This window comes from Bacillus cereus group sp. BfR-BA-01356, assembly GCF_022663635.1.
GTDB classification, from domain to species: Bacteria; Bacillota; Bacilli; order Bacillales; family Bacillaceae_G; genus Bacillus_A; species Bacillus_A cereus.
Window position 1 is genome coordinate 1 of the sequence record NZ_JAKUFX010000067.1, and the last position, 22,134, is coordinate 22,134.

Here is a 22,134-nt window from a genome sequence, read left to right on the forward strand (position 1 = left end):
GGCAATGGACCAACAGTTTGTGAAGTTACAGTTAAAAGTGATGGTGGAATTTTCTTGAATGGTGTTCAAAATGGAAATGTCATTCATATTGCGATGAGCTTTTTAATTTAGCTATTACAGATTAAGCGTGCATAAGCAGGCTTTTTTATAAAAATTTTTATGCATTCACTCAGAAAAGGTTTGTCTCATAGTATATAGAGATTGTTTTATTAAGATTTCAAAAGGGATGTGAATGCATGGAAGACGTATATGTAAAAATCGACAGCCTAAAAGCAGAGCAAAAAGAAATCATGCGAGATATTCGTAATTTAGAAACTCGTACAACGATAAACGAAAAAGATATTTCTACCATCAATCAGCAATTAGAAAAAATCAGTCTAAATACCACATGGATTTTACGAATTGTTATCAGTGCAATAGTGATGGCAGTTTTAGGTTTGATATTCAAAGGTGGGATTTAGATTGTTCATATATAAGTATTTGTGAAAGAGGGACAAGTGTCTCTCTTTTTTTATCTTGAAGAAGGAGGAAAGAATGTGGATCGTATCGATGTATTAGTAAAAGTTTTTATTGCCACTTTCGGTGGGTTTTGTGGTTACTTCTTGGGAGGATGGGATGCAACATTGAAAATCTTAGTAACGATGGCAGTTATTGATTATTTAACTGGCATGATTGCAGCAGGATATAACGGAGAATTAAAAAGTAAAGTTGGTTTCAAAGGCATCGCCAAAAAGGTGGTGCTTTTTCTTTTAGTTGGGGCAGCAGCACAATTAGATGCAGCACTGGGAAGTAACAGCGCAATTCGTGAAGCGACTATTTTCTTCTTCATGGGCAATGAGTTACTTTCACTTTTAGAAAACGCTGGTCGTATGGGAATCCCCTTACCTTCAGCATTAACAAATGCAGTTGAAATTTTAGGTGGCAAACAAAAACAAGGAGAGAAAAAAGGAGATGTTCAATAATGGAAATTAGAAAAAAATTAGTTGACCCAAGTAAATATGGTACAAAATGTCCTTATACGATGAATCCAGAATTTATCACAGTTCACAATACGTATAATGATGCACCAGCTGAGAATGAAATTGCCTATATGATACGAAATAATAATGAAGTGTCATTCCATATTGCGGTAGACGATAAAGAAGCGGTGCAAGGTTTACCTTTAGAACGGAATGCATGGGCTTGTGGAGATGGGAATGGTTCAGGCAACAGAAAGTCGATTAGCGTGGAGATTTGTTATTCTTTAAGCGGTGGGGATAGGTATTATAAAGCAGAAAATAATGCAGCTATTGTTGTAGCGCAGCTCATGAAACAATACAACATTCCGATAAGTAAAGTTTGCACACACCAATCGTGGAGTGGAAAGTATTGCCCGCATCGTATGTTAGCAGAAGGACGTTGGAATTCTTTTATAGAAAGGGTGCAAAACGCATATATCGGTGGTGGGAATACAGGTTCTACAAAAACATCTAACAATGGTATAGGTGTTGTTACAATTACTGCGGATGTCTTACGTGTTCGTACAGGACCAGGAACGAATTATGGTATTGTAAAGAATGTGTACCGAGGGGAACGCTATCAATCTTGGGGCATTCAATATGGCTGGTACAACGTTGGTGGAAATCAATGGGTTTCTGGGGAGTATGTGAGGTTTGAGGGTTAGGATAACACCATTTTTGAGATTGTTCATACTCTGAGACTACGAATAAGGCCTATGTGTATGTGAAATGAACGGAAAAAGAGCATTCCTCTGGCGAGTGAGGGACGCTCTTTTTTAACATTATAAAGATATATCTCTCATTTGGTTTGTCGATAGTAATCATATGTAACGAAAGGAATAAATATGAACAATAAAAATCAGAGTACTCTTGTGGAGTGCTCTGATTACATAGGATGCTATATAAAAAGGGAACGTGTTAATTGCATTGTATGTAGCAACATGCTGAAATATGAGAAAAAGCAATCCAGGGTGGTGAGGCCGGAATGCTTTTTCTGTATATAGAAAGGCATCATGCCAGGAGCAATTTAATATATGCTTCTAAAGTACGTAATGTTCCATCAAAATAAAAAGGCACCTTCCCCAGCTGAAGGTGCCTCATGTGGTGATTCTCTAGATGTATAAATAGTATATCCAATATTAGTGAAGGATAGAACTTATTATTGACCGATAAATGTATATGTTAAATATATTTTTACAAAAGAATAGTTTTATAAATCAGAAATTCTTCTAACTTGTTTTTCTTTCTTCTTAAAATTCCTCTTATATTGTTTAAAGTCTTGTTTATCGACTCTGAACTTCTCTCCAGTAGCAACGTTTTTAACTAAATATGTTGTACGCTTAAATTCTCTAATGTAATAGATCACTAATCCAACTAAAAGGGATATACACATTGTTGCTGGGATAGCTAAAATACAAAGAACGATAATGAGCGCAGAAATTTTATCTGATTCATAAACTCTTTTTAACACTATGCGTTTTCCAGAAGCAGCTTGCGCTTGTTGTAATTGTTGCATGCGTTGTAGCGATGCGACGGTATCATAACTCACGTGTTCAACCTCCTATTTTAAGTTGTATTGAATTAATACATATTCATAGTATTTTATTTTGATGTAACTACACTGTTATTGTACATTTTGTCTACCTGTTCTTTATTATATCCATATGACAGTGTCAATCTGTCATCTACAAACAAATAAGTGCCTACATTAAAGCCTCGACACCCAGCCATAAATTTAGAAAGTTTAGGAATAAAACCAATTGCTTCAATATCTATTAAAATAAAACGTACTGGAATCGCTCTTTTATTTTGCTGTGCACCTTTTAACATATGGCTCATAAATGAAAAAAATCGATTTCCTATATCGGGCATAAAGTCTTCTTGTTGTTGATCATAATCTGTATACGTGAAATAAACAATTATTTTACGCTTTAATAGTTGCAGTAAATCTTGTTTAGAATTTGAATGTAGTTCTGTATAAGGAAGCAATAATATTTCATAACCCTGATCATATTTTAGAGCAGATGTTTTTTGATACATAATGCCTTTGTAATCTAATACAAATAGAGATTCCTCTTTACATCCTATGATAAATTCCTCTACTTCAACTAATCCATTTTTAGGATCATAATAATTTTCAATAATTCGATTTAATGTTTTGAATGGTGGTTGTTTCGACATAGTAATTACTCCTGAGTATATTTTTTCTCTTGGTGTTTTCCGGCGGCTAATTCTTCAGGTGTTTTCCTTCTAACCTTAACTTTTAATCCATAAATCTTTTCGTAAAGTTCCTCAAAAATTTCTTCTATTTTTCTGTCGCCGTATACTTCTTTTACAATCCTCAAGTTGGTTTTTGCTTTAGGCATATATTATATCAGCTCTCCTCTTCAATCCAAATTTCTTCCACAGTGAGATCTAATACTTTTGCAATACGAAGTGCTACTCTTAATGTAGGTTCACTTTTCCCTCTTGCTATCATGCTTAATGTTTGATCTGTAATACCCACCAGTTTCGCAAGGTCAGACTGTTTTAGCATTCGTTCAGCTAAGATTATCTTTAATTTACACTTCATAAAATCCCTCCTTTTTCAATGTTCTATTTCAATTTTGAAAAACCTCTAATATTTTTAGTTGTGGACAAACAAGTTTTAAAGTTCTACATCATATACCTATATTACTTCCATTCGGAAGCCCACGAGGAATTCTACTTGGAATTCCGTATGGAATTGTAGATATCAAGAGAGGAGAGGGGTATATGCGTTCTCAGTATAGTTACCTCAACGTAACGCCGTATTTATATTCATCAAAAGAATTACGTCACATGTATAACGGGTCAAGATCCAGAAAAGAGATGGAATCAATTCTTACTCACATGAGAAACCATGAAGTATTTGATAACAAAGAGTACAAAGGATATTTCAGCTTATCACAAACTATTGAAGAAGATTTATATGGAGAAGAGGAAGATATATTGAATTGGCAAGATTTAATGGAGCGGTACCAAATTGTAGCTACCAAATCAGGGATCAAATTTCGTGAAAAAGAAGAGGAGGAATAGTCATGACACTTGCAGGGGAAGCGGTAATTATTTGGACAGCAACAGGTTTGTCAGTAATTGTGATGAAGGGAGCGGAAAAAATGGGGAAGAGTGTTCCTCATTGGCTTCCACGTATAACCTTGTATACGACACTTACGGGCTCGTTCTTATATCTTCTACGTTATATTCTCGTTATGTTTCTATGAAGGAATACAATGTGGAAGAGAGGGACAGTAGACTTCATAAGTGAAAATGCTTGACCTGTTATCTTCCAACAAAGTGCAATGATATCCTTATAGGATATTTAAAGGAGAAATGTTTATGCTGGAATTACTATTGGTCCCGACGATAGCTTTAACTTTTACATTCGTAAGTGATCGGTTTAAAAGTAAAATAGATGATAAAAAGAAAATACAAGTGTTTTTTGAAGTGTCAGGAATTGCAATTAAAAAAGATGATAGGATTCATTATCCAACATTTAAGAAGCGAACTCATGATGATCGAAGTACAACATATGTGTATGAGTTGCCTGTTGGTATGCCGAGTAAAATTATTCAAAAAGTTGAAGATGTTGTAAGTGAAGGGTTAAATAAACCTGTTCGAATTCAGTATGACAATTATAAATTGAACATACGTGTATTCGATCAAGAAATACCGAAGAAATGGGAATGGTCAACAAATTTAATTCAAGCTGGAAAATGGCTTGTGCCAATCGGGCAAAGTTTAGAACAATTGGTTTATCATGATTTTGATAAAACACCACATATGACATTAGGTGGTTTAACTCGTATGGGAAAGACTGTATTCCTAAAGAATGTGATGACATCTCTTATTACTGCACAAGCAAACAATACGCACTTGTTTATTATTGATTTAAAAGGAGGATTAGAGTTCGGACCGTACCAAAACATAAAGCAGGTTGATTCTATTGCAGAAAAGCCACTGGAAGCTTTTCAGGTATTAAGCGCGATTCTAAAAAAGATGGAAGAAAAAATGCTTTTTATGAAAGAACACCATTATACCAATGTGGTAGAAACAAATATAAGAGAACGCTACTTTATTATCGTAGATGAAGGGGCAGAACTTTGTCCTGATAAAAGTATGAATAGGGAACAACAAAAGTTATTAGGAGCTTGTCAACAGATGATTTCTCACATAGCGCGAATTGGTGGAGCATTAGGATTTCGATTGATTTTTTGCACACAATATCCTACTGGCGATACTTTACCACGTCAAGTGAAACAAAACAGTGATGCAAAATTAGGATTTCGGTTACCAACTCAAACAGCTTCTCAAGTTGTCATCGATGAAACTGGTCTTGAATCGATTGAAAGTATACCAGGGCGTGCGCTTTTTAAAACTGATCGATTAACAGAGATTCAAGTCCCTTATATCTCAAATGAACAGATGTGGGACGTATTAAAACAATACGAGGTGAAAAAGGATGCATATGCAGACACATATCAAAATGAATCGTCAGATGATGATTTTGACCTCGATTAGAAAGCTAAAATTTGCGACAAGAAGACACTTAATGGCAATTCACGATATGGGAGGAATTCGAAATGCAAATCGAATTTTAAAAGATTTAAGTCCATATGTGAATAGTACCGTTTATAAAAAAGAGCATGTATATTACCTCAATAAACAAGGACGTGCGCTATTCGATGATGTAGAAAAGGTTGTGCCCACCATTCGATTAGCACACAGCCTCATGAGAAACGAAGCGTGGCTGAATCTATTTTGTCCTGAGGATTGGCAGATAGAAGCCGCTATACGTTATAAAGTAGATGACAAGAAGCGAACCATTATTCCGGATGTAAAGTACCGTGATAGTGACGGGATTCTCAATGCAGTCGAAATAGATCGTACACAAATGATGAATGTGAACAGTGAAAAAATGAATAAGTATGGTGAATTCACGGTGTATTATAAAAACAAATATAACGGGAAAGTCCCTATCCTTCATTTCTTTACACTCACACCATTTAGGCAAAAGACGCTAGAACAATTTGCTGTGCAGCAAGGTGTATATGCAAAGGTATATGTGATACCTGAAGTGTAAAAGAGAGCATCACATACCAAATTCAGGGTCAAAATAATATTTGTTCATCAAATTGTTTACGATACCGTTGAAATACGCAAACTTACCCTTTTTCATTTTGACTCTATCTTTTACCTTCATCGCAAATTCTTTCATAGCTTGTACACCAATTTGTAGTTCTTGTTCTTTGTCAAACGCCGTTTGGCCTGTTGTATGATTTATTACACAATTGCATTGTTTTACGACCTTCCAAAATTCTTGAATTGTTTTAGCTTTTGAATAAAATGCTGAAGTTAGGGAAACGAAACGTTTCGGAACCCAATGGGCTACAAATTCAGCACATTTAATGTTTTCTTTAGGTACAGCATTATTGTCATTACCATTACGTTTATTTATATCTTTACTCTTTTGTTTTAAGATTTTAGTATTTGTTTTAACGGTAGGACACTTCTTAGTCGTTTCAGTAGGGTGCTTGTGGGACACTTCATTTACAATTGGTTGGATAATAATTGCATTAGAAGTTTGGCGCATATCTTTTTTTCGCTTCATGGCTATTTGCTTAATTATTCTTAAAGTCACAAGTTTCGTCATTAAACGTTGTACAGTTTTATATGATACGCTCATTATCTCAGCTATTCTATTTTTACATAGGAAACTAACACCTACGTATTTGCAGCTATGACGCTTTAAAATTTCAAGTAATGCAATTAATTTAGATTGTACATCTGCACGTTTAATAGACGTTTTAATTACATCTCTGTATACTCTAATCGTTTGATTTAATTCCTGTACATTTGAAAATGTTGATAAATTATGATAGGACTCTGGTTGAGCTAATACATCAATACACTTTTTCATAACGGTTTGTCTCCTTTTTGGAAACAAAAAAGCAACGTCACCGATTTATTGGTAAACGTTGCTTAATACCCCTTGTATGAGGTAAAATAACTCATGAGAGTATAGCAAGTGTTTACCTGGTCAGCTCAGGTGGACGGTATATACGGTGGTCCAACACCATATATACACGCTGTGCTCTTTTGTTTTTATGGTCACATTTTGGTAACGAATGAATAAAATTTAAAATTTATTCATGATTTTTAACGTTACACAAACCGTTGATATATAAGGGTTTATTACTATTTTTAAAACGAACGTAAATAACCTTTATTGACGAACAGGGTCAATTCCTTTTTTTGTTTTCAAATTCTTCTTCTGAAATGACTTTAAATCCGTGTCTTTTAAATAAAGCAGTTGTCACTCCGAAACCAGTTTGCTTATTACCGTTAAATTCTCCAGTGTAAATCGTAGAACTACCACAAGATGGGCTGCGTTCTTTTAAAATAATATATTCTGGGTTTAAATTTTTAATTTGTTCTAATGCTTTATAAGCACCATTTACGAAAGCTGCTGTGACATCTTCGCCATCTTTTGTCATCACTTTCGCTTTTCCGTCTAAAACGTCATCGCCATTCCCGCCAATAATTTCAGCGGAAGGACGAGGCGTTGGTAATCCCCCTAATACTTCAGGACAAATGAGGACTGTATCTTCTTTTTGTAGTAGCTCCTCTATTTTTGAAACAAGATTGTCATTCCCGTCATAACGGCAAGCGATACCACCTAAACAAGCGCTAATTACGATCATATTTTCATCTCCATTAAAAAATATTAACTATCACGCCAATTTCGCTTCCTGCCTCTTACTTATAAATGAGGTGATATAAATGGGAAGCTTATATAATTTAATGAAACCATATAGTGAATTTCGAAGTAAAGAAGAGTTTAATACATATCAAAAACAAGTTTTGAAGTGCTACCGATTTCAATTGAATAAAACTGATTCTATCATTATTCATTTTTTAGGAAAATATGCGGTGAATGAGAAACAAAAAACAGTAGGAGTCGCTTGTCCATTAATGGGGACGATTGCGACGAATGTTGGAAAGAGTATTCGTACAGTACGCCGTTCAATTGCAAAGTTAGAGGAACTAGGAATTATAAAGCGTGTTGCAACAAAAGAGAGACATAAGCGCGGCGGGTATAGTGCGAACTTATATGTATTTCTTACATCTGCGATTGACCGCATGGATGACCGTATGCAAATGTCCGCTTGTAAAATTGAGGATAATGCAACTGGCTGTAGTAAAAATGAGCAAACAAGCGCTGGGGAAACAATTCTTTCTAAAAACATTCCACAAATAAAAGAGAAAAGAAAAGGAACGTACGAGCTTGATGAGACGTATTGCCGTCATGATATACCGAAGCCTTTTATATACGCACTGGTGCCGATGACGAGTAATCCGAAGAAAATTAATATATTTTGGAGTAAGGTCGAGCTTGCATATAAAAAGAGCGGGTTACTAGAACAAGGTGTTTTACTAGAGCAAATATTAGCTGACGAAGAAGTGTATGGAAATTTAATTTGGCGTGTGAAAAGTGTTGTAAGAGCATATAAATATGGGGAAATTCGTAAAGACATTGGGGCACTTTTATACAGTACAGTGCGAGATTTATTTTTAGAGATTGGATTAGAATGGGGAGCAGCATTAAGGAGAAGTAAGGGAATATCACTATTTGATCCATTCAAAAAAGAGCCATGAGTATAATACATGACTCTAATTAGTTAATCGAACTTCCTTACAACTGGAACACGAATCGCTACAAATAGTACGAAGACGATAACAGCTATTGCACCACTTTTCATAACGGTTACGATTGGAATTCCTATTGCAAGTGCAATGGATGTGAATGCATAAGAGAGCGGGATAAAGCCCATTGATGATAGCATAAGTAAACTCATTACGCGTCCCATCATTTCTTCTTTGACTGTCGATTGAATCATTGCCATAAGCGGTACAATCGCCATTGCGATTGTAATACCGTAAAACATGCCAGCTAATAGTGCTTGCCAAAGTACGGTACTAAAGTTGATGGCTAAGAAGAATATACCAGACAATAGCATCATGATAATACAAAATAGACCGCGTCTACGATTAATATTTTTTAAACCGACAATGATAGCACCGATTGCCATTCCACCGCCTACAGATGCCTCTAAGTAACTAAACTGGAGCGAATCACCATGCAGAACGTTTTTAACAAAAAGCGGGAAACCAACTTGCATCGGACCGATTAAAAATAAGTTTAAAAAAGCGCTACAAATAAGGAAAGTTGAAAGGAATGGCGATTCCTTTACATATAAGATTCCTTCTTTAATGGAAGTGAACATACCTTTATCTGTATCTTTTTGTTCTGGCATCGTAAATTGTATTTTTTGAACGAGTATGGCAGCGACAATCAGTAATAAAATCGTAATGGAAAAGATTGTCTCATAGTTCGTAAATTTAATGAGAATTCCGCCAAGTACAGGGCCTAAGATGACCGATGCTTGGTTCGTCATTTGTGTAAGTGAATTCGCTTGTGTTAACCGGCTTTTTTCTACCAATTCCGGTAAGATAGATCCATCTGCTGACCAGAAGAAAGCATCAGCAAGTCCAAAGAATAAAGCGAATAAAGCAAATGTATATAGCGTTACATCACCAACGATAAACCATGTGAGAATGGTTGCGACAAGAATCGCTCGAATGATATTGGAGTAAAACATAATGTTTTTTTTCGGGAATTTATCAGCTACAGCGCCGCCGACAATCATAAAAATAAGCCTTGGAACACTAAGGGCTACGAAAACAACACCGAGTGAAGCTTCAAGGTTTAACGTTTTTGCTATGTACCACGTTTGTGAAAAAGTAAAAAAGGCTAAAGCAAAGCTTGAAAAAAGAGTAGCTGCCCAAAGAAAAAGGAAATTCGTATTTTTTAATAACGGTTTTCCGCTTCCTTCTAAAGCAGTTTTATTTTGTTGTAGTTCCTCCATATTGCTTCCTTTCTATGTGACAAATTTAAACTAAAAAACCAGTAAACGCCCGATTGGTTAGGGCTAATACTCAATGGGAGATGCCCTCCGCTGAGTATAGTTTCACTTTATACAGTTTCTAATATTTCTATACTGCACTTTCTCATTGTAGACAATAATAATGGATTTGCCCAGTAGCTATTTAACGACAAAAAAAGATGCCGAATGGGCATCTTTTTTTAGGCTAACGCAATATAAATATCCAATTGTGCATGATTTGGGTCTAATGCTCTTTCGTCATAAAGCTCAAAGTCTGTTGTGAAGGCACGTTTATTTTCTTTCGACCATTGCCAAATATATTCCCAAGCTTCGCAAACGACTTCAGCAACTGGTCCCTTTCTTGTTGTAAATACCGCATATGTAGCAGCAGGTATTGTTAAAGTTGTCATATTTTCAGGAACGTCTTCTAATGAAGAAACGGGCGTACCGATTGTGAATGTATATGTACCAGTTTCATCTGATTCGTAGTTTGAGTAGAAAGCAAATGTTGCTTTCGTTTTTTGGTTTGGGATGTGATGCATCATTTGTTCTTGGAAGTAGCGGTTCCAAAGCTCTGGGATTTTTCCTTTAGTAGATGCCTCTCTTTCGTTAGTCGTCGTAACTGAAACGCCGATTGCTTGGAAAGCTTCTTTTTTCATTATAATGGGCTCGTTAATCATGAAAATTCCTCCTTTAAAATAAGAACATTCGTTCTTGGTTTTAATATAACATATTTTTATATGTGAAGTTTTTTTTGAAAATTTTAATTATAAATAAAAAATAAGTAAAAAATGGTAAAATTTCTATTTCGTGTACAAATAGATTTGGGAGTATGTTAAGATTTTTATGTATCCTTTAACTGTTATATAAACCTATACAATAGGGCATTTTTTACTATGTTAAAAAATGGTGAAGGTTTGTATAAGTGTCCGATATGTATATATGCTATTTTTGATAAATTAAAATAGTAATATTCTATGAGATTTATATTGTTGACATTGGGATTTCAACGATACATTTTCGTAGGTCGGATTGTTGCGAGTGGATATATATTGCTATGTATACGGCTACGAAATTAAGTAGACGGATAGCAAGCATATAGAAAGGAGAAAGGTAGAAAATATGAAACAAGTATTGAAGTGTTTTAATGTCGTAACAATGATCACACTTCTCCTATCCATCATATTGCCTTCACCCAGTGCTTTTGCAGAGATAAATAAAAAAAGCTGGGATGAGTTACAAGGAAATGATGTGAAAATTAAGGCAGAGCAAGTAAATGCCGAAATATATAGGGGGGAAGTAGCTAAGAGGGAGCACGTATTTCAATATACGATTGAAAATACGGGAGATACACCAATTCAAGAATTGGTGCTTAAACAAAGTAATGAAAATAAAATTACGTTCCTCTCGCAATCTGTCAAAGTAAACGGAGAGAAGTTACCTGAAAATAAAGTAGCGGATTTCTATGTAGAAGAAAAAGATAAGGGAGGAAAACTTCTTTCTTCTAATCTTAAAATTCGAGATTTAAAATCACACGAAAAAATGACGGTGCTAATAAAGGCTAGCCGCACGCAGCATTTTAATAAAGAATACAAACAAAAGATTAGTGTGCAAAAAGATCAAGTACAAATAGGAAACATGTCTGTAGATGTTGAGGGAATCCCTTCTGAAGAAAAGGTAGCAGCTAATGCCGATGAGGAGGCTGACAGTAGTAAGAAAGAAGTTGGCCCATCAGCTAATAATACAATTAAAAAAGTTGATGAAAAGCTAAAAGTATCTGTAGAAGATGAAAATAACCCTACATCAAAAACAGAACTACCAGAACAACCAGTAACCGAAGCTGAGAAACAGCCAGAAAAAGAGGCAGTAAAGCAGAGTGTTGCAGAAGTACAAGCTGCGTCAGAAAATGCTTCGAAGGTTCAAATCCAAACAGGAGATAAACAAGGATTTGGAGACCCGTTGTATTCTATAATTGCTCCTGGTAATTTAGTACAGACTGGTAATGTGACGCTTGGTTTGACAGATAATCATTATACTAGGCAAAGTGTTGGTGGCAAAACCAATAAAAAAGCTGTAGATGTTGATAATGATGATACTACATTTAATTCATCAACAGGTGCATTTCCTAACATTCCTGCTGGAAGTAAAGTGAAAAAGGCATATTTATTTTGGACAGCAGCTATGGGGACTCCAAGTGATGCAAGGACAGATTATAGAGTTAGCGATGAAGATGTAAGAGAACCCGTTAAAATGAAGATGGGAAATAAGCAATATGCTGAAATAAGTGCTGATAGTATACGAAAAGCGGATTATTTACCGTATATTGCAAATCACTATAGCAGTGGCGCAGGATATGTTGCATATGCTGACGTAACAAATGTAATTGCAAAACAAGGTATTTCTCAAACGGTGACAGTTGCGAATGTACCACAAATTAAATTTGAAAAAGGCAGTGGCTACTACTGGGGCAACTGGAATCTTATATTAGTTTATGAAAACTATAAAGAAACAGTAAAAGACATGAAGATTTGGGAAGGGCTAGTCTCTCAAAAAAGTACAGCCTGGACAGATATTAGTGTTAATAAAATAAACACACCAAAAGAAGGCGCTTTTAAGGCGAAATTTAGTTATTTTTCATCGCAAGGTGATCCAGCTGATAATGATGGATATGCCTATGATTATGGAGAGTATGATTTTGGGTTAGGGTATCAAAAGTTTAAAAATATTAAAGGTAAAGATAATGATGTTAATGACTCATCTATGACAGAAGTACAAGTAGATGGCACTAACGAATTTGTTACGAAAAAATACCCAGGATATAATCCAGATTGGACAAATTCTTTCAGTACAGATATTCATACGTATCACCTTGAAGGACCTACTCAAGTGAAAAATGATTTAAAAGAAGCAAAAATGCGTTTTAGAGCATATGGTGGTGGCGGTGATATTTACGTATTAAATAACGCCACATTCGTTACAGAGCATAATGCGCCAAACTTACAAGTTGATAAAAAGGCGTTAGATAGTGCTGGGAAAGAAATTAAGGACGTTAAAGCTGGTGAAGAGTTTACGTATCAAATTGAAGTGAAAAATGATACGAAAAATAACCAAGCCCCTGTATCTAATGTAAAAGGTTTTGATAAATTAGATGATCGTTTAGAGTATGTTCCGGGATCTATTCAATATGTGTCTGGAAGTAATAAAGGAAATAAAACAGATAATGCAAGCGATGATGAAGCAGAGTTTGTAAATAATCAAATTGATTTCCGTATTGGTGAAGGTGCAAATGCTAAAGACGGCGGTGTTTTAAAGCCTGGTGAAAGTACCGTTATTACATTCAAAGTAAAAGTGAAAGATTCTGTACAATCAGATACAACAGTAAAAAATATCGTTGTTGTAAAGGGACAAGATAGTGCCGAGATAAAGTATGAAACTGAGGACGATGCAGATATTACGGTTACGACTCCAAAAGAGATCCCTGGAGAAATAGAAGCTAAAAAAATAGCATCTAATAAAACACCGAAACTAGGTGACGAAGTAGAGTATCGTATTACATTTAAAAATAAGACAAAAGATGGACGTCTAGATGTATTGATGATTGAAGATGAATTACCAAGCAATCTTGAATACGTGAAAGATAGTTTGAAAGCAGAAGGTGCAAAACCAGAGCCAGTAGAGCTGAAGTTTGAAAATGGAAAAGTAATTGCAAAGTATCCAGAAATTATGGATATGGAAGAAAGAAGTATCGTCTTTAAAACAAAAGTAAAAGAAACTGCAAAAATTGGTGAAGAAATTGTTAATAAAGCAACCGTTAGAGATAAAACAAATCCACCAAAGAATCTAGAAGAGAAGATTACACCACAGCATAAGGCCGGTAAAATTGCTGCAAAGAAAAAAGCAACAAATAAGAAGCCGAAGCTAGGAGAAGAAGTTGAATATCAAATTAGCTTCCAAAATACGGTGGAAAACGGAAAACTAGATGCAGTTACAATAGAAGATGAAATTCCAGCTAACTTAGAATTTGTTCAAGGTAGTGAGAGAGCTGAAGGTGCCGAACCAAATCCAGTAGAGTTAAAAGTAGAAAATGGTAAGATAATCGCAAAATATCCAGAGATTACGGATACAAAAGAGCGAAGCATTGCCTTTAAAGTGAAAGTAAAAGAAGAGGCAAAAGCGGGAGAAACGATTGTTAATAAAGCGGTTGTGAGTGAGCCAAATGGACAAACTGAGCATCCAGAAGAAAAGATTACGCCGGATTATAAATACGGTAAAGTGGATGTAGAAAAAAGCGTAACGAATCAAACACCAAAACTAGGAGAAGAAGTGGAATACCGCATTACATTTCATAATACGATAGAAAACGGAAAACTAGAAAAGGTGCTAGTAGAAGATACACTACCTAAAGATGTTGAATACGTAAAAGATAGTTTGAAAGCTGAAGGGATAAAACCAGAGCCAGTAGAACTAAAAGTGGAAGACGGCAAAGTAATGGCAAAGTATCCAGAAATTACGGATACAGAAAAAAGAAGTATTGTTTTTAAAGTGAAAGTAAAAGATTCGGCAAAAGTAGGGGAGGCAATCGTAAATAAAGCAATTGCAAAAGATCCGAAAAATGAGCCTGTTGAATCAAAGGTTGTTATTACACCGCAAAGTAAAAAAGGTGAAATTGCTGCTACAAAGGTAGTTAATAATAAGAAGCCAAAGTTAGGCGAAGAAATCGAGTACCGCATTAGTTTTCATAATACGGTTGAGAACGGAAAACTTGAAGAGGTGCGAGTGGAAGATACAATTCCAAAAGGTCTTGAATATGTAGAAAATAGCATCAAGGCCGAAGGAGAAGCACCTGGACCAGTAGAATTAGCTGTTGAAAATGGGATAGTCAAAGCTAAGTATATCGATATTATGGATATGAAAGAAAGAAGTATCGTCTTTAAAGTAAAGGTGAAGGAAGAAGCAAAAGTAGATAAAGAGATTGTCAATAAAGCAATTGTTGATGATACGAAAAATCCACCGATTGAGCCGGAGGAAAGAATTACTCCACAACATAAAGATGGGATAATTGATGCGATTAAGACAGTAGATAATCCAACACCGAAACTAGGGGAAGAAGTGGAATACCGAATTAGCTTTAAGAATACGGTAGAAAACGGAAAACTTGAAAAGGTAATAATAGAGGATACAATTCCTAACGGTTTAGAGTATGTAAAAGGCAGTGAAAAGGCTGAAGGTGATAAACCAGCTCCATTAAAGTTAAGTGTGAAAGATGGAAAAGTCACTGCTGAATACGAAAATATTACGGATATGAAAGAAAGAAGTATTGTCTTTAAGGTAAAGGTGAAGGAAGAAGCGGAAGTAGGTAAGGAAATCATCAATAAGGCAATTGTGGATGATATGAAAGATCCGAAAGAACCAGAAGCGAAAATTACACCATTACACAAAGATGGAAAAATTAAAGCGAAGAAAAGCGTAAATAATGAAACACCGAAGTTAGGAGAAGAAGTAGAATACCGAATTAGTATGAAAAACACGGTTAAGTACGGAAAGCTAACAGACGTGATAATAGAGGATACTTTACCAGAAGGTTTAGAGTATGTAGAAAATAGTTTGAAAGCAGAAGGTGTCGGAACAGATTCAGTAGAGCTGAAATTTGAAAACGGTAAGGTAATGGCAAAATATCCAGAAATTATGGATACAGAAGAAAGAAGTATCGTTTTTAAAGTGAAAGTAAAAGAAGGAGTAACAGTCGGTAAAAAAATCATTAATAAAGCAACTATTGATGATTCGCAAAATAAGCCAGTTAATCCGACTGCGGAAATTATTCCTCAGTATAAAGATGGAAAACTTGAAGCGAAAAAGATGGTAAATAATGAAACGCCGAAGTTAGGAGAAGAAGTGGAATACCGAATCAGCTTTAAAAATACGGTAGAACATGGAAAGCTAACAGAGGTAAAGATAGAAGATGATTTACCAAATGGATTAGAGTATGTGAAAGATAGTGTGAAAGTAGAAGGTTCTAAGCCAGATCCAGTGGAATTGAAATTTGAAAACGGTAAGGTAATGGCAAAGTATCCTGAGATTACAGATACAAAAGAGAGAAGTATTACCTTTAAAGTGAAAGTAAAAGGTAAAGTGAGCGATTCAATTGTTAATGAAGCGATTGTGAGCGATACGAAACATCCGCCAGAAACACCGACAGCAGAAATTATTCCGCAACATAAAGACGGAAAAGTGAAAGCGAAGAAGACGGTAAATAATGAAACGCCGAAGTTAGGAGAAGAAGTAGAATACCGAATTAGTTTTAAAAACACGGTAGAAGACGGAAAACTAGCAGAGGTGAAAATAGAAGATACTTTACCAAAAGGTTTAGAGTACGTAGAAAACAGTGTGAAAGCAGAAGGTTCTAAGCCGGATCCAGTAGAATTGAAAGTGGAAAATGGTAAGGTAATGGCGAAGTATCGAGAGATTACGGATACAGAAGAAAGAAGTATTACTTTTAAAGTGAAAGTAAAAGATGAAGTGAAAGTCGGTAAAAAAATCGTCAATAAAGCAATTATTGATGATACGAAAAATGAGCCAGAAACACCGACGGCAGAAATTACTCCACAGCATAAAGACGGAAAAGTGGAAGCGAAGAAAACGGTAAATAATGAAACACCGAAGTTAGGAGAAGAAGTGGAATACCGAATTAGCTTTAAAAATACGGTAGAAAACGGAAAGCTAGCAGAGGTAACAATAAAAGATGATTTACCAAATGGATTAGAGTATGTGAAAGATAGTTTACGAGCAGAAGGTTCTAAGCCAGATCCGGTAGAACTGAAAGTGAAAGATGGAAAAGTAATCGCAAAATATCCAGAAATTACGGATACAGAAGAAAGAAGTATTACTTTTAAAGTGAAAGTAAAAGAAGAATTTAAGGTTGGTGAAGGCATTGTCAATAAAGTAGTTGTTGATGATACAAAAGATCCAACAACTTCAGAAGTAACAATTACGCCAGAATATAAAGACGGTAAGCTTAAAGCAGAGAAATTTGTAAACAATAAAAAACCGAAATTAGGAGAAGAAGTAGAATACCGAATTAGTTTTAAAAACACGGTAGAAAACGGAAAACTAGTAGAGGTTACAGTAGAAGATGAAATTCCAGCTGGATTAGAGTACGTGGAGAACAGTTTACAAGCAGAAGGCTCTAAACCAAGTCCGGTAGAATTGAAATTTGAAAACGGCAAGGTAATGGCAAAGTATCTAGAAATTGCGGATACAAAAGAAAGAAGTATTATTTTTAAAGTGAAAGTAAAAGAAGAGGTAGAAATAGGTAAGGAGATTGTTAATAAAGCAATCGTAGTAGATACAAAAAATGAGCCAGAAGAGCCTCATGTGGAAATTACTCCGCAATATAAAGATGGTAAAATTGCTGCGCAGAAAGTGGCAAATAATCATAAACCGAAACTAGGAGAAGAAGTAGAATATCGAATTAGTTTTAAAAATACGATAGAAAACGGGAAACTAGCAGAGGTAAATATAAAGGATGCATTGCCAAATGGTTTAGAGTATGTAGAAGGTAGCATCACAGCAGAAGGTTCTAAACCGAAACCAGTAGAGCTACAGGTGAAAAATAATAAGGTAATGGCAAAGTATCCAGAAATTACAGATACAAAGGAAAGAAGTATTGTCTTTAAAGCGAAGGTAAAAGAAAGCGCAAAAGTGGGTGAAGAAATCGTAAATGAGGCGATTGTGGATGATACAAAGAATGTACCAGAAGAGCCTTATGTACCGATTACACCGCAATATAAAGATGGAAAAATTGAGGCAAGAAAAGAAGTAAGTAATCATGAACCGAAGTTAGGTGAGGAAATCGAATATCGAATTATTTTTAATAATACGGTGAAAGATGGAAAACTAGCAGAGGTAAAAATAGAAGATAAAATTCCAGCTGGATTACAGTTTGTAGAAGGAAGCGAAAAGGCTGAAGGTGACGAGCCAAAACCAGTGGAATTGAAATTTGAAAATGGCAAGGTAATGGCAAAGTATTCAGAGATTATGGATACGAAAGAAAGAAGTATTGTCTTTAAAGTAAAGGTGAAAGATTCAGTTACAATAGGGAAGGACATTACAAATAAAGCGATTATTCATGTGGATGATCCGAACCATCCAGTAATTGATCCGACAGCAAAAATTACACCGCAATATAAAGACGGTAAAATTGCTGCTCATAAAAAGGTGAATAATGATAAACCGAAGCTAGGGGAAGAAATCGAATACCGAATTTCATTTAATAATACGGTGAAAGATGGAAAACTGGCAGAGGTGAAAATTGAGGATGAAATTCCGTCTGGTTTAGAGTATGTGAAAGATAGTCTAAAAGCAGAAGGTGATAAGCCAGCACCAGTAGAGTTGAAAGAAGAAGCTGGTAAGGTTAGTGCGAAGTATGAAAATATCACTGACTTGAAAGAAAGAAGCATTATCTTTAAAGTGAAGGTGAAAGATTCTGTTGAAGTGGACAAAGCAATTGTAAATAAAGCAATTGTTGATGATACAAAAAATCCACCAGAGCGACCAGAAGTAGAAATTACCCCGCAGCATAAAGACGGTAAAGTTAAAGCTGATAAAAAGGTAAATAAAAAAGATCCAAAGCTAGGAGAAGAAGTAGAGTACCGAATTAGTTTTAAAAATACGGTAGAAAACGGAAAACTAGCAGAAGTGAAAATTGAGGATCAATTACCAACTGGTTTAGAGTATGTGAAGGATAGTTTAAAATCAGAAGGTAATGAGCCAGCGCCAGTAGAGTTAAAAGAAGAAGCTGGGAAAATTATAGCGAAGTATGAAAATATTACTGATACAGCTGAGCGTAGTATTAGCTTTAAAGTGAAAGTAACGGAAGTAGCAAAAGTCGGTAAGAAAATCGTGAATACGGCAATTGTGGATGATGACAATCCGAAGAATCCTCCGCAAAAACCAGAAGCGATTATTACGCCGGAGTATAAGGACGGAAAACTAAAAGCTGAGAAAACAGTAAATAATCCAGCTCCAAAATTGGGAGAAGAAGTAGAGTATCGAATTACTTTCCGTAACGTAGTAGAGCATGGGAAAGTAGCGAAGGTAAAGATTAAGGATGAATTACCAACGGGCTTAGAGTTTGTAGAAGGTAGTGAAAGAGCCGAGGGAGAGAATCCGAAACCGTTGTATATGAAAGTGAAAAACGGAATCGTCCTTGCGGAATATCCAGAAATTACGGATACGAAAGAAAGAAGTATCGTCTTTAAAGTGAAAGTGAAAGAAAAAGCTAAAGTAGGCGAAGAGATTGTGAACAAGGCGATTGTGGAAGATACAATAAATCCACCAGAGCAACCGAATATCTCTATTCAGCCTCAATATAAAGATGGTGCATTACAAGCAGAAAAAACAGTAAGTAATCATGAACCAAAGTTAGGAGAAGAAGTAGAATATCGAATTAGCTTTGAAAATACGGTAGAGAATGGAAAACTAACTGAGGTAAAGGTAGAAGATGAAATTCCAGCCGGTTTAGAATACGTACAAGATAGTATAAAATCTGATGGGCCGGAACCACATCCAGTGGAACTTAAAGTAGAGAATGGAAAAGTAACAGCAAAGTATCCAGAAATTACGGATACGAAAAAAAGAAGTATCATCTTTAAAGTGAGAGTACAAGAGACGGTACAAGTAGGAAAAGAGATTGTAAACAAGGCGGTTGTGGATGATAATAATCCGACGACTCCGCCAGTTGAGCCACTTATACCAATCACACCGCAATATAAAGGTGGGAAACTAGAGGCAAGAAAAGAAGTAAGTAATTATGAACCAAAGCTAGGGGAAGAAATTGAATATCGAATTACTTTTAACGGCACAGTAGATGGCGGGAAGTTAGTTGATGTGAAAATTGAAGATGAAATTCCAGCCGGTTTAGAATATGTGACAGATAGTTTGGAGGCTGTAGGTGATAAACCTGCACCAATAGAGCTTAAAGTAGAGAATGGAAAAGTAACAGTGAAGTATCCAGAAATTACGGATACGAAAGAAAGAAGTGTCATCTTTAAAGTAAAGGTAAAAGAAACAGCAAAAGTTGGAGGAGAAATAACAAATAAAGCGATTATTGAAGTGGATGATCCGAAACATCCAGTTATAGAACCGACAGCGAAAATAAAGCCAGAATATAAAGATGGTAAGTTAACAGCAGCGAAGACAGTAAGTAATAAAGAGCCAAAGCTAGGAGAAGAAGTAGAATACCGAATTAGCTTCAAAAATACGGTGGAAAACGGAAAACTAGATGTAGTTACAATAGAAGATGAAATTCCAGCCGGTTTAGAATACGTGCAAGATAGTCTTAGATTTGAAGGTGCTGAGCCAAATCCAGTAGAGTTAAAAATGGAGTTTGGAAAAGTAATCGCGAAATATCTAGACATTGCGGATATGAAAGAACGTAGTATTATTTTTAAAGCGAAGGTAAAAGAAGCACCAAGTAAAGGGATAACAAATAGAGCGGTAGTGGATGATGGAATAAATCCGCCACTTGAGCCTACAGTTACAATTTTACCGAAAACAAAAGAAGATTTTAAGATACCGAAAGAAGAACCAGAAGTGAAACCGGAAGATCCGAAAGAACCAGAAGTGAAACCGGAAGATCCGAAAGAACCAGAAGTGAAACCGGAAGATCCGAAAGAGCCGAAGGAGCCAGAAGTGAAACCGGAAGAACCGAAAGAGCCGAAGGAGCCAGAAGTGAAACCGGAAGATCCGAAAGAACCGAAGGAACCAGAAGTGAAACCAGAAGTAAGATTGGAAAAATTAATTAAAGAGCCGCAAGTAAAAACAGAAAGAGAATTACCGAAAACAGGGGCAGCGTCTCCATGGATGATGTCAGTTGGTGCTGGAATTTCATTCTTAGTTGGCGGAGTATTATTCGTATTAGGTAGAAGAAGAAAACAATAATTTTTTTAGACGAAAAGCACACTGAGTTCGATAGTTTATCGAATTCAGTGTGCTTTCGTGGTATATAAAATAAAAGCTCCTTCCACGTATGGAAGGAGCTTTTATTTTTACATATTAAAACATGCTTGAGCTATGCATTGGTTGAAGTTTTGCATTTGGATCGAAGTAAGCTTTTGCATTGTTTACTGCTGTTGGTGCTTCACCGAAGCCGCAAGCAATGAGTTTTACTTTTCCTTCATATGTACAAATGTCACCAGCAGCGTAAATGCCAGGAATATTTGTTTCCATTTTTGAATTTACAAGGATGCTGTTTTTTTGTATATCTAAGCCCCAGTTTTTAATTGGGCCAAGAGAAGAAACGAAGCCATAGTTTACAATTACGTCATCAACATCGATGATAACTTTTTCTTCAGTTTTTACGTGCTGAAGAACGACTTGTTCAATTTTGTCATCACCAATGAGTTCAACTGGAACATACGGTGTACTTACTTCTGCACGAGAATTCATTAAGTTTTCGACGCTATGTTCATGCGCACGGAATTTATCGCGGCGATGAACGATTGTAACTTTTTCAGCGATCGGTTCTAACATCATTGTCCAATCAACAGCTGAATCGCCGCCGCCAAATACTACGACGCGCTTACCGGCAAATTTATTCATATCATCAACGAAATAATGTAAGTTTTTCTTTTCATACTTTGCTGTACCTTCTAATTCTAAGCGGCGTGGTTGGAAAGCACCATTGCCAGCAGTAATAATAACTGATTTAGAATAGTGAGTTTGCTTATTCGTAACAAGTTTAAATATACCGTCAGCTTGTTTCTCAAGCGTATCGACAGCTTCTTCTAAACAAACGGTTGGGTCAAATTTCTTCATTTGCTCTTTTAAGTTATCAACTAATTCTTGTGCGCGCACTTTTGGGAATCCAGCTACATCATAAATGTATTTTTCAGGGTAGAGTGCGGATAATTGTCCTCCAAGTTGAGGTAAGCTTTCAATGATTTTTACACTTGCTTGTCTCATACCGCCATAAAATGCTGTGAACAGTCCCGTTGGACCACCACCAATAATTGTTATGTCGTAAACTTTTTGATTTTCTGCCACTTTCATTCCCCCTATAGATGGAATTTTGATATTGATTTCATATATTGTTCATATGTACACGAAAATCCTGCAAATGATGATACTTTCAAATAAATGATAGCATATTTGAGTTCATAATACTTCTGAAA

General features: G+C 35.7%; 18 protein-coding genes. 9 read left to right on the forward strand and 9 right to left on the reverse strand.

Going from position 1 to position 22,134, the window contains the following annotated elements:
* Nucleotides 1-236 precede the first annotated feature (236 nt).
* The 3 genes from MR168_RS20260 (at nt 237) to MR168_RS20270 (ending at nt 1,663) form a co-directional block, all read left to right on the forward strand.
* The gene (locus tag MR168_RS20260) at nt 237-461 is read left to right on the forward strand and encodes a hemolysin XhlA family protein (RefSeq protein WP_000390482.1); all 225 of its coding nucleotides are present in this window, start codon (nt 237-239) and stop codon (nt 459-461) included.
* Between the two features lie 75 nt (nt 462-536).
* A complete protein-coding gene (locus MR168_RS20265; protein WP_000373913.1) occupies nt 537-962 on the forward strand; it encodes a phage holin family protein in 426 nt (141 codons plus the stop codon).
* Complete coding sequence (locus tag MR168_RS20270) at nt 962-1,663, forward strand: N-acetylmuramoyl-L-alanine amidase (protein ID WP_086412691.1); 702 nt, start codon at nt 962-964, stop codon at nt 1,661-1,663. Before MR168_RS20265 ends, MR168_RS20270 begins: the two co-directional genes overlap by 1 nt.
* A gap of 545 nt (nt 1,664-2,208) precedes the next feature.
* On the opposite strand, the gene MR168_RS20275 is transcribed toward MR168_RS20270, so the two are convergent.
* Genes MR168_RS20275 through MR168_RS20290 form a run of 4 tightly spaced genes read right to left on the reverse strand, consistent with a single transcriptional unit; the run spans nt 2,209 to nt 3,570 of the window.
* Nucleotides 2,209-2,547: a hypothetical protein gene (locus MR168_RS20275; RefSeq protein WP_000119485.1), complete on the reverse strand. Its 339-nt coding sequence runs from the start codon at nt 2,545-2,547 to the stop codon at nt 2,209-2,211.
* A gap of 53 nt (nt 2,548-2,600) precedes the next feature.
* Nucleotides 2,601-3,179 carry a type IV secretory system conjugative DNA transfer family protein gene (locus tag MR168_RS20280; protein ID WP_086412690.1) on the reverse strand — a complete coding sequence of 193 codons (579 nt, stop codon included), beginning with the start codon at nt 3,177-3,179 and terminating at the stop codon, nt 2,601-2,603.
* Between the two features lie 5 nt (nt 3,180-3,184).
* Nucleotides 3,185-3,364 carry a hypothetical protein gene (locus MR168_RS20285; RefSeq protein WP_086412689.1) on the reverse strand — a complete coding sequence of 60 codons (180 nt, stop codon included), beginning with the start codon at nt 3,362-3,364 and terminating at the stop codon, nt 3,185-3,187.
* Between the two features lie 8 nt (nt 3,365-3,372).
* A complete protein-coding gene (locus MR168_RS20290; RefSeq protein ID WP_086412688.1) occupies nt 3,373-3,570 on the reverse strand; it encodes a helix-turn-helix transcriptional regulator in 198 nt (65 codons plus the stop codon).
* A gap of 182 nt (nt 3,571-3,752) precedes the next feature.
* On the opposite strand from MR168_RS20290, the gene MR168_RS20295 reads away from it, so the two are divergent.
* The 4 genes from MR168_RS20295 to MR168_RS20310 all read left to right on the forward strand — a co-directional run bounded on the left by MR168_RS20295 (nt 3,753) and on the right by MR168_RS20310 (nt 6,099).
* Nucleotides 3,753-4,055 (forward strand): hypothetical protein, encoded by a 303-nt coding sequence (locus tag MR168_RS20295; RefSeq protein ID WP_086412687.1) that lies wholly within the window; start codon nt 3,753-3,755, stop codon nt 4,053-4,055.
* Between the two features lie 2 nt (nt 4,056-4,057).
* On the forward strand, nt 4,058-4,240 hold the full coding sequence (locus tag MR168_RS20300) for a hypothetical protein (protein ID WP_086412686.1): 183 nt from the start codon (nt 4,058-4,060) through the stop codon (nt 4,238-4,240).
* A gap of 115 nt (nt 4,241-4,355) precedes the next feature.
* Nucleotides 4,356-5,537 carry an FtsK/SpoIIIE domain-containing protein gene (locus tag MR168_RS20305; protein WP_086412685.1) on the forward strand — a complete coding sequence of 394 codons (1,182 nt, stop codon included), beginning with the start codon at nt 4,356-4,358 and terminating at the stop codon, nt 5,535-5,537.
* Nucleotides 5,479-6,099: a replication-relaxation family protein gene (locus MR168_RS20310; protein ID WP_086412684.1), complete on the forward strand. Its 621-nt coding sequence runs from the start codon at nt 5,479-5,481 to the stop codon at nt 6,097-6,099. The genes MR168_RS20305 and MR168_RS20310 overlap by 59 nt, the downstream gene beginning before the upstream one ends.
* Before the next feature lie 9 nt (nt 6,100-6,108).
* On the opposite strand, the gene MR168_RS20315 is transcribed toward MR168_RS20310, so the two are convergent.
* Nucleotides 6,109-6,936 (reverse strand): cytosolic protein, encoded by an 828-nt coding sequence (locus MR168_RS20315; RefSeq protein ID WP_086412683.1) that lies wholly within the window; start codon nt 6,934-6,936, stop codon nt 6,109-6,111.
* 322 nt (nt 6,937-7,258) lie between these two features.
* Nucleotides 7,259-7,720: a 2-thiouracil desulfurase family protein gene (locus MR168_RS20320; RefSeq protein ID WP_016123681.1), complete on the reverse strand. Its 462-nt coding sequence runs from the start codon at nt 7,718-7,720 to the stop codon at nt 7,259-7,261.
* Between the two features lie 79 nt (nt 7,721-7,799).
* Here MR168_RS20320 and MR168_RS20325 point away from each other — a divergent pair, with 79 nt between their 5' ends.
* On the forward strand, nt 7,800-8,675 hold the full coding sequence (locus MR168_RS20325; protein ID WP_086412682.1) for a helix-turn-helix domain-containing protein: 876 nt from the start codon (nt 7,800-7,802) through the stop codon (nt 8,673-8,675).
* Between the two features lie 23 nt (nt 8,676-8,698).
* Here the strand turns inward: MR168_RS20325 and MR168_RS20330 are convergent, their stop codons facing one another.
* Nucleotides 8,699-9,946, reverse strand: a complete 1,248-nt coding sequence (locus tag MR168_RS20330; protein WP_000391940.1) for an MFS transporter — start codon at nt 9,944-9,946, stop codon at nt 8,699-8,701.
* A gap of 218 nt (nt 9,947-10,164) precedes the next feature.
* Entirely contained in the window at nt 10,165-10,644 is a 480-nt protein-coding gene (locus tag MR168_RS20335) for a GyrI-like domain-containing protein (RefSeq protein ID WP_000606648.1), read from the reverse strand.
* A gap of 442 nt (nt 10,645-11,086) precedes the next feature.
* Between MR168_RS20335 and MR168_RS20340 the strand changes: the two genes are divergently transcribed.
* The gene (locus MR168_RS20340) at nt 11,087-20,902 is read left to right on the forward strand and encodes an isopeptide-forming domain-containing fimbrial protein (protein WP_242291466.1); all 9,816 of its coding nucleotides are present in this window, start codon (nt 11,087-11,089) and stop codon (nt 20,900-20,902) included.
* A 114-nt stretch (nt 20,903-21,016) separates the two neighbouring features.
* Here the strand turns inward: MR168_RS20340 and MR168_RS20345 are convergent, their stop codons facing one another.
* Complete coding sequence (locus tag MR168_RS20345) at nt 21,017-22,006, reverse strand: NAD(P)/FAD-dependent oxidoreductase (protein WP_000829785.1); 990 nt, start codon at nt 22,004-22,006, stop codon at nt 21,017-21,019.
* Nucleotides 22,007-22,134 lie beyond the last annotated feature (128 nt).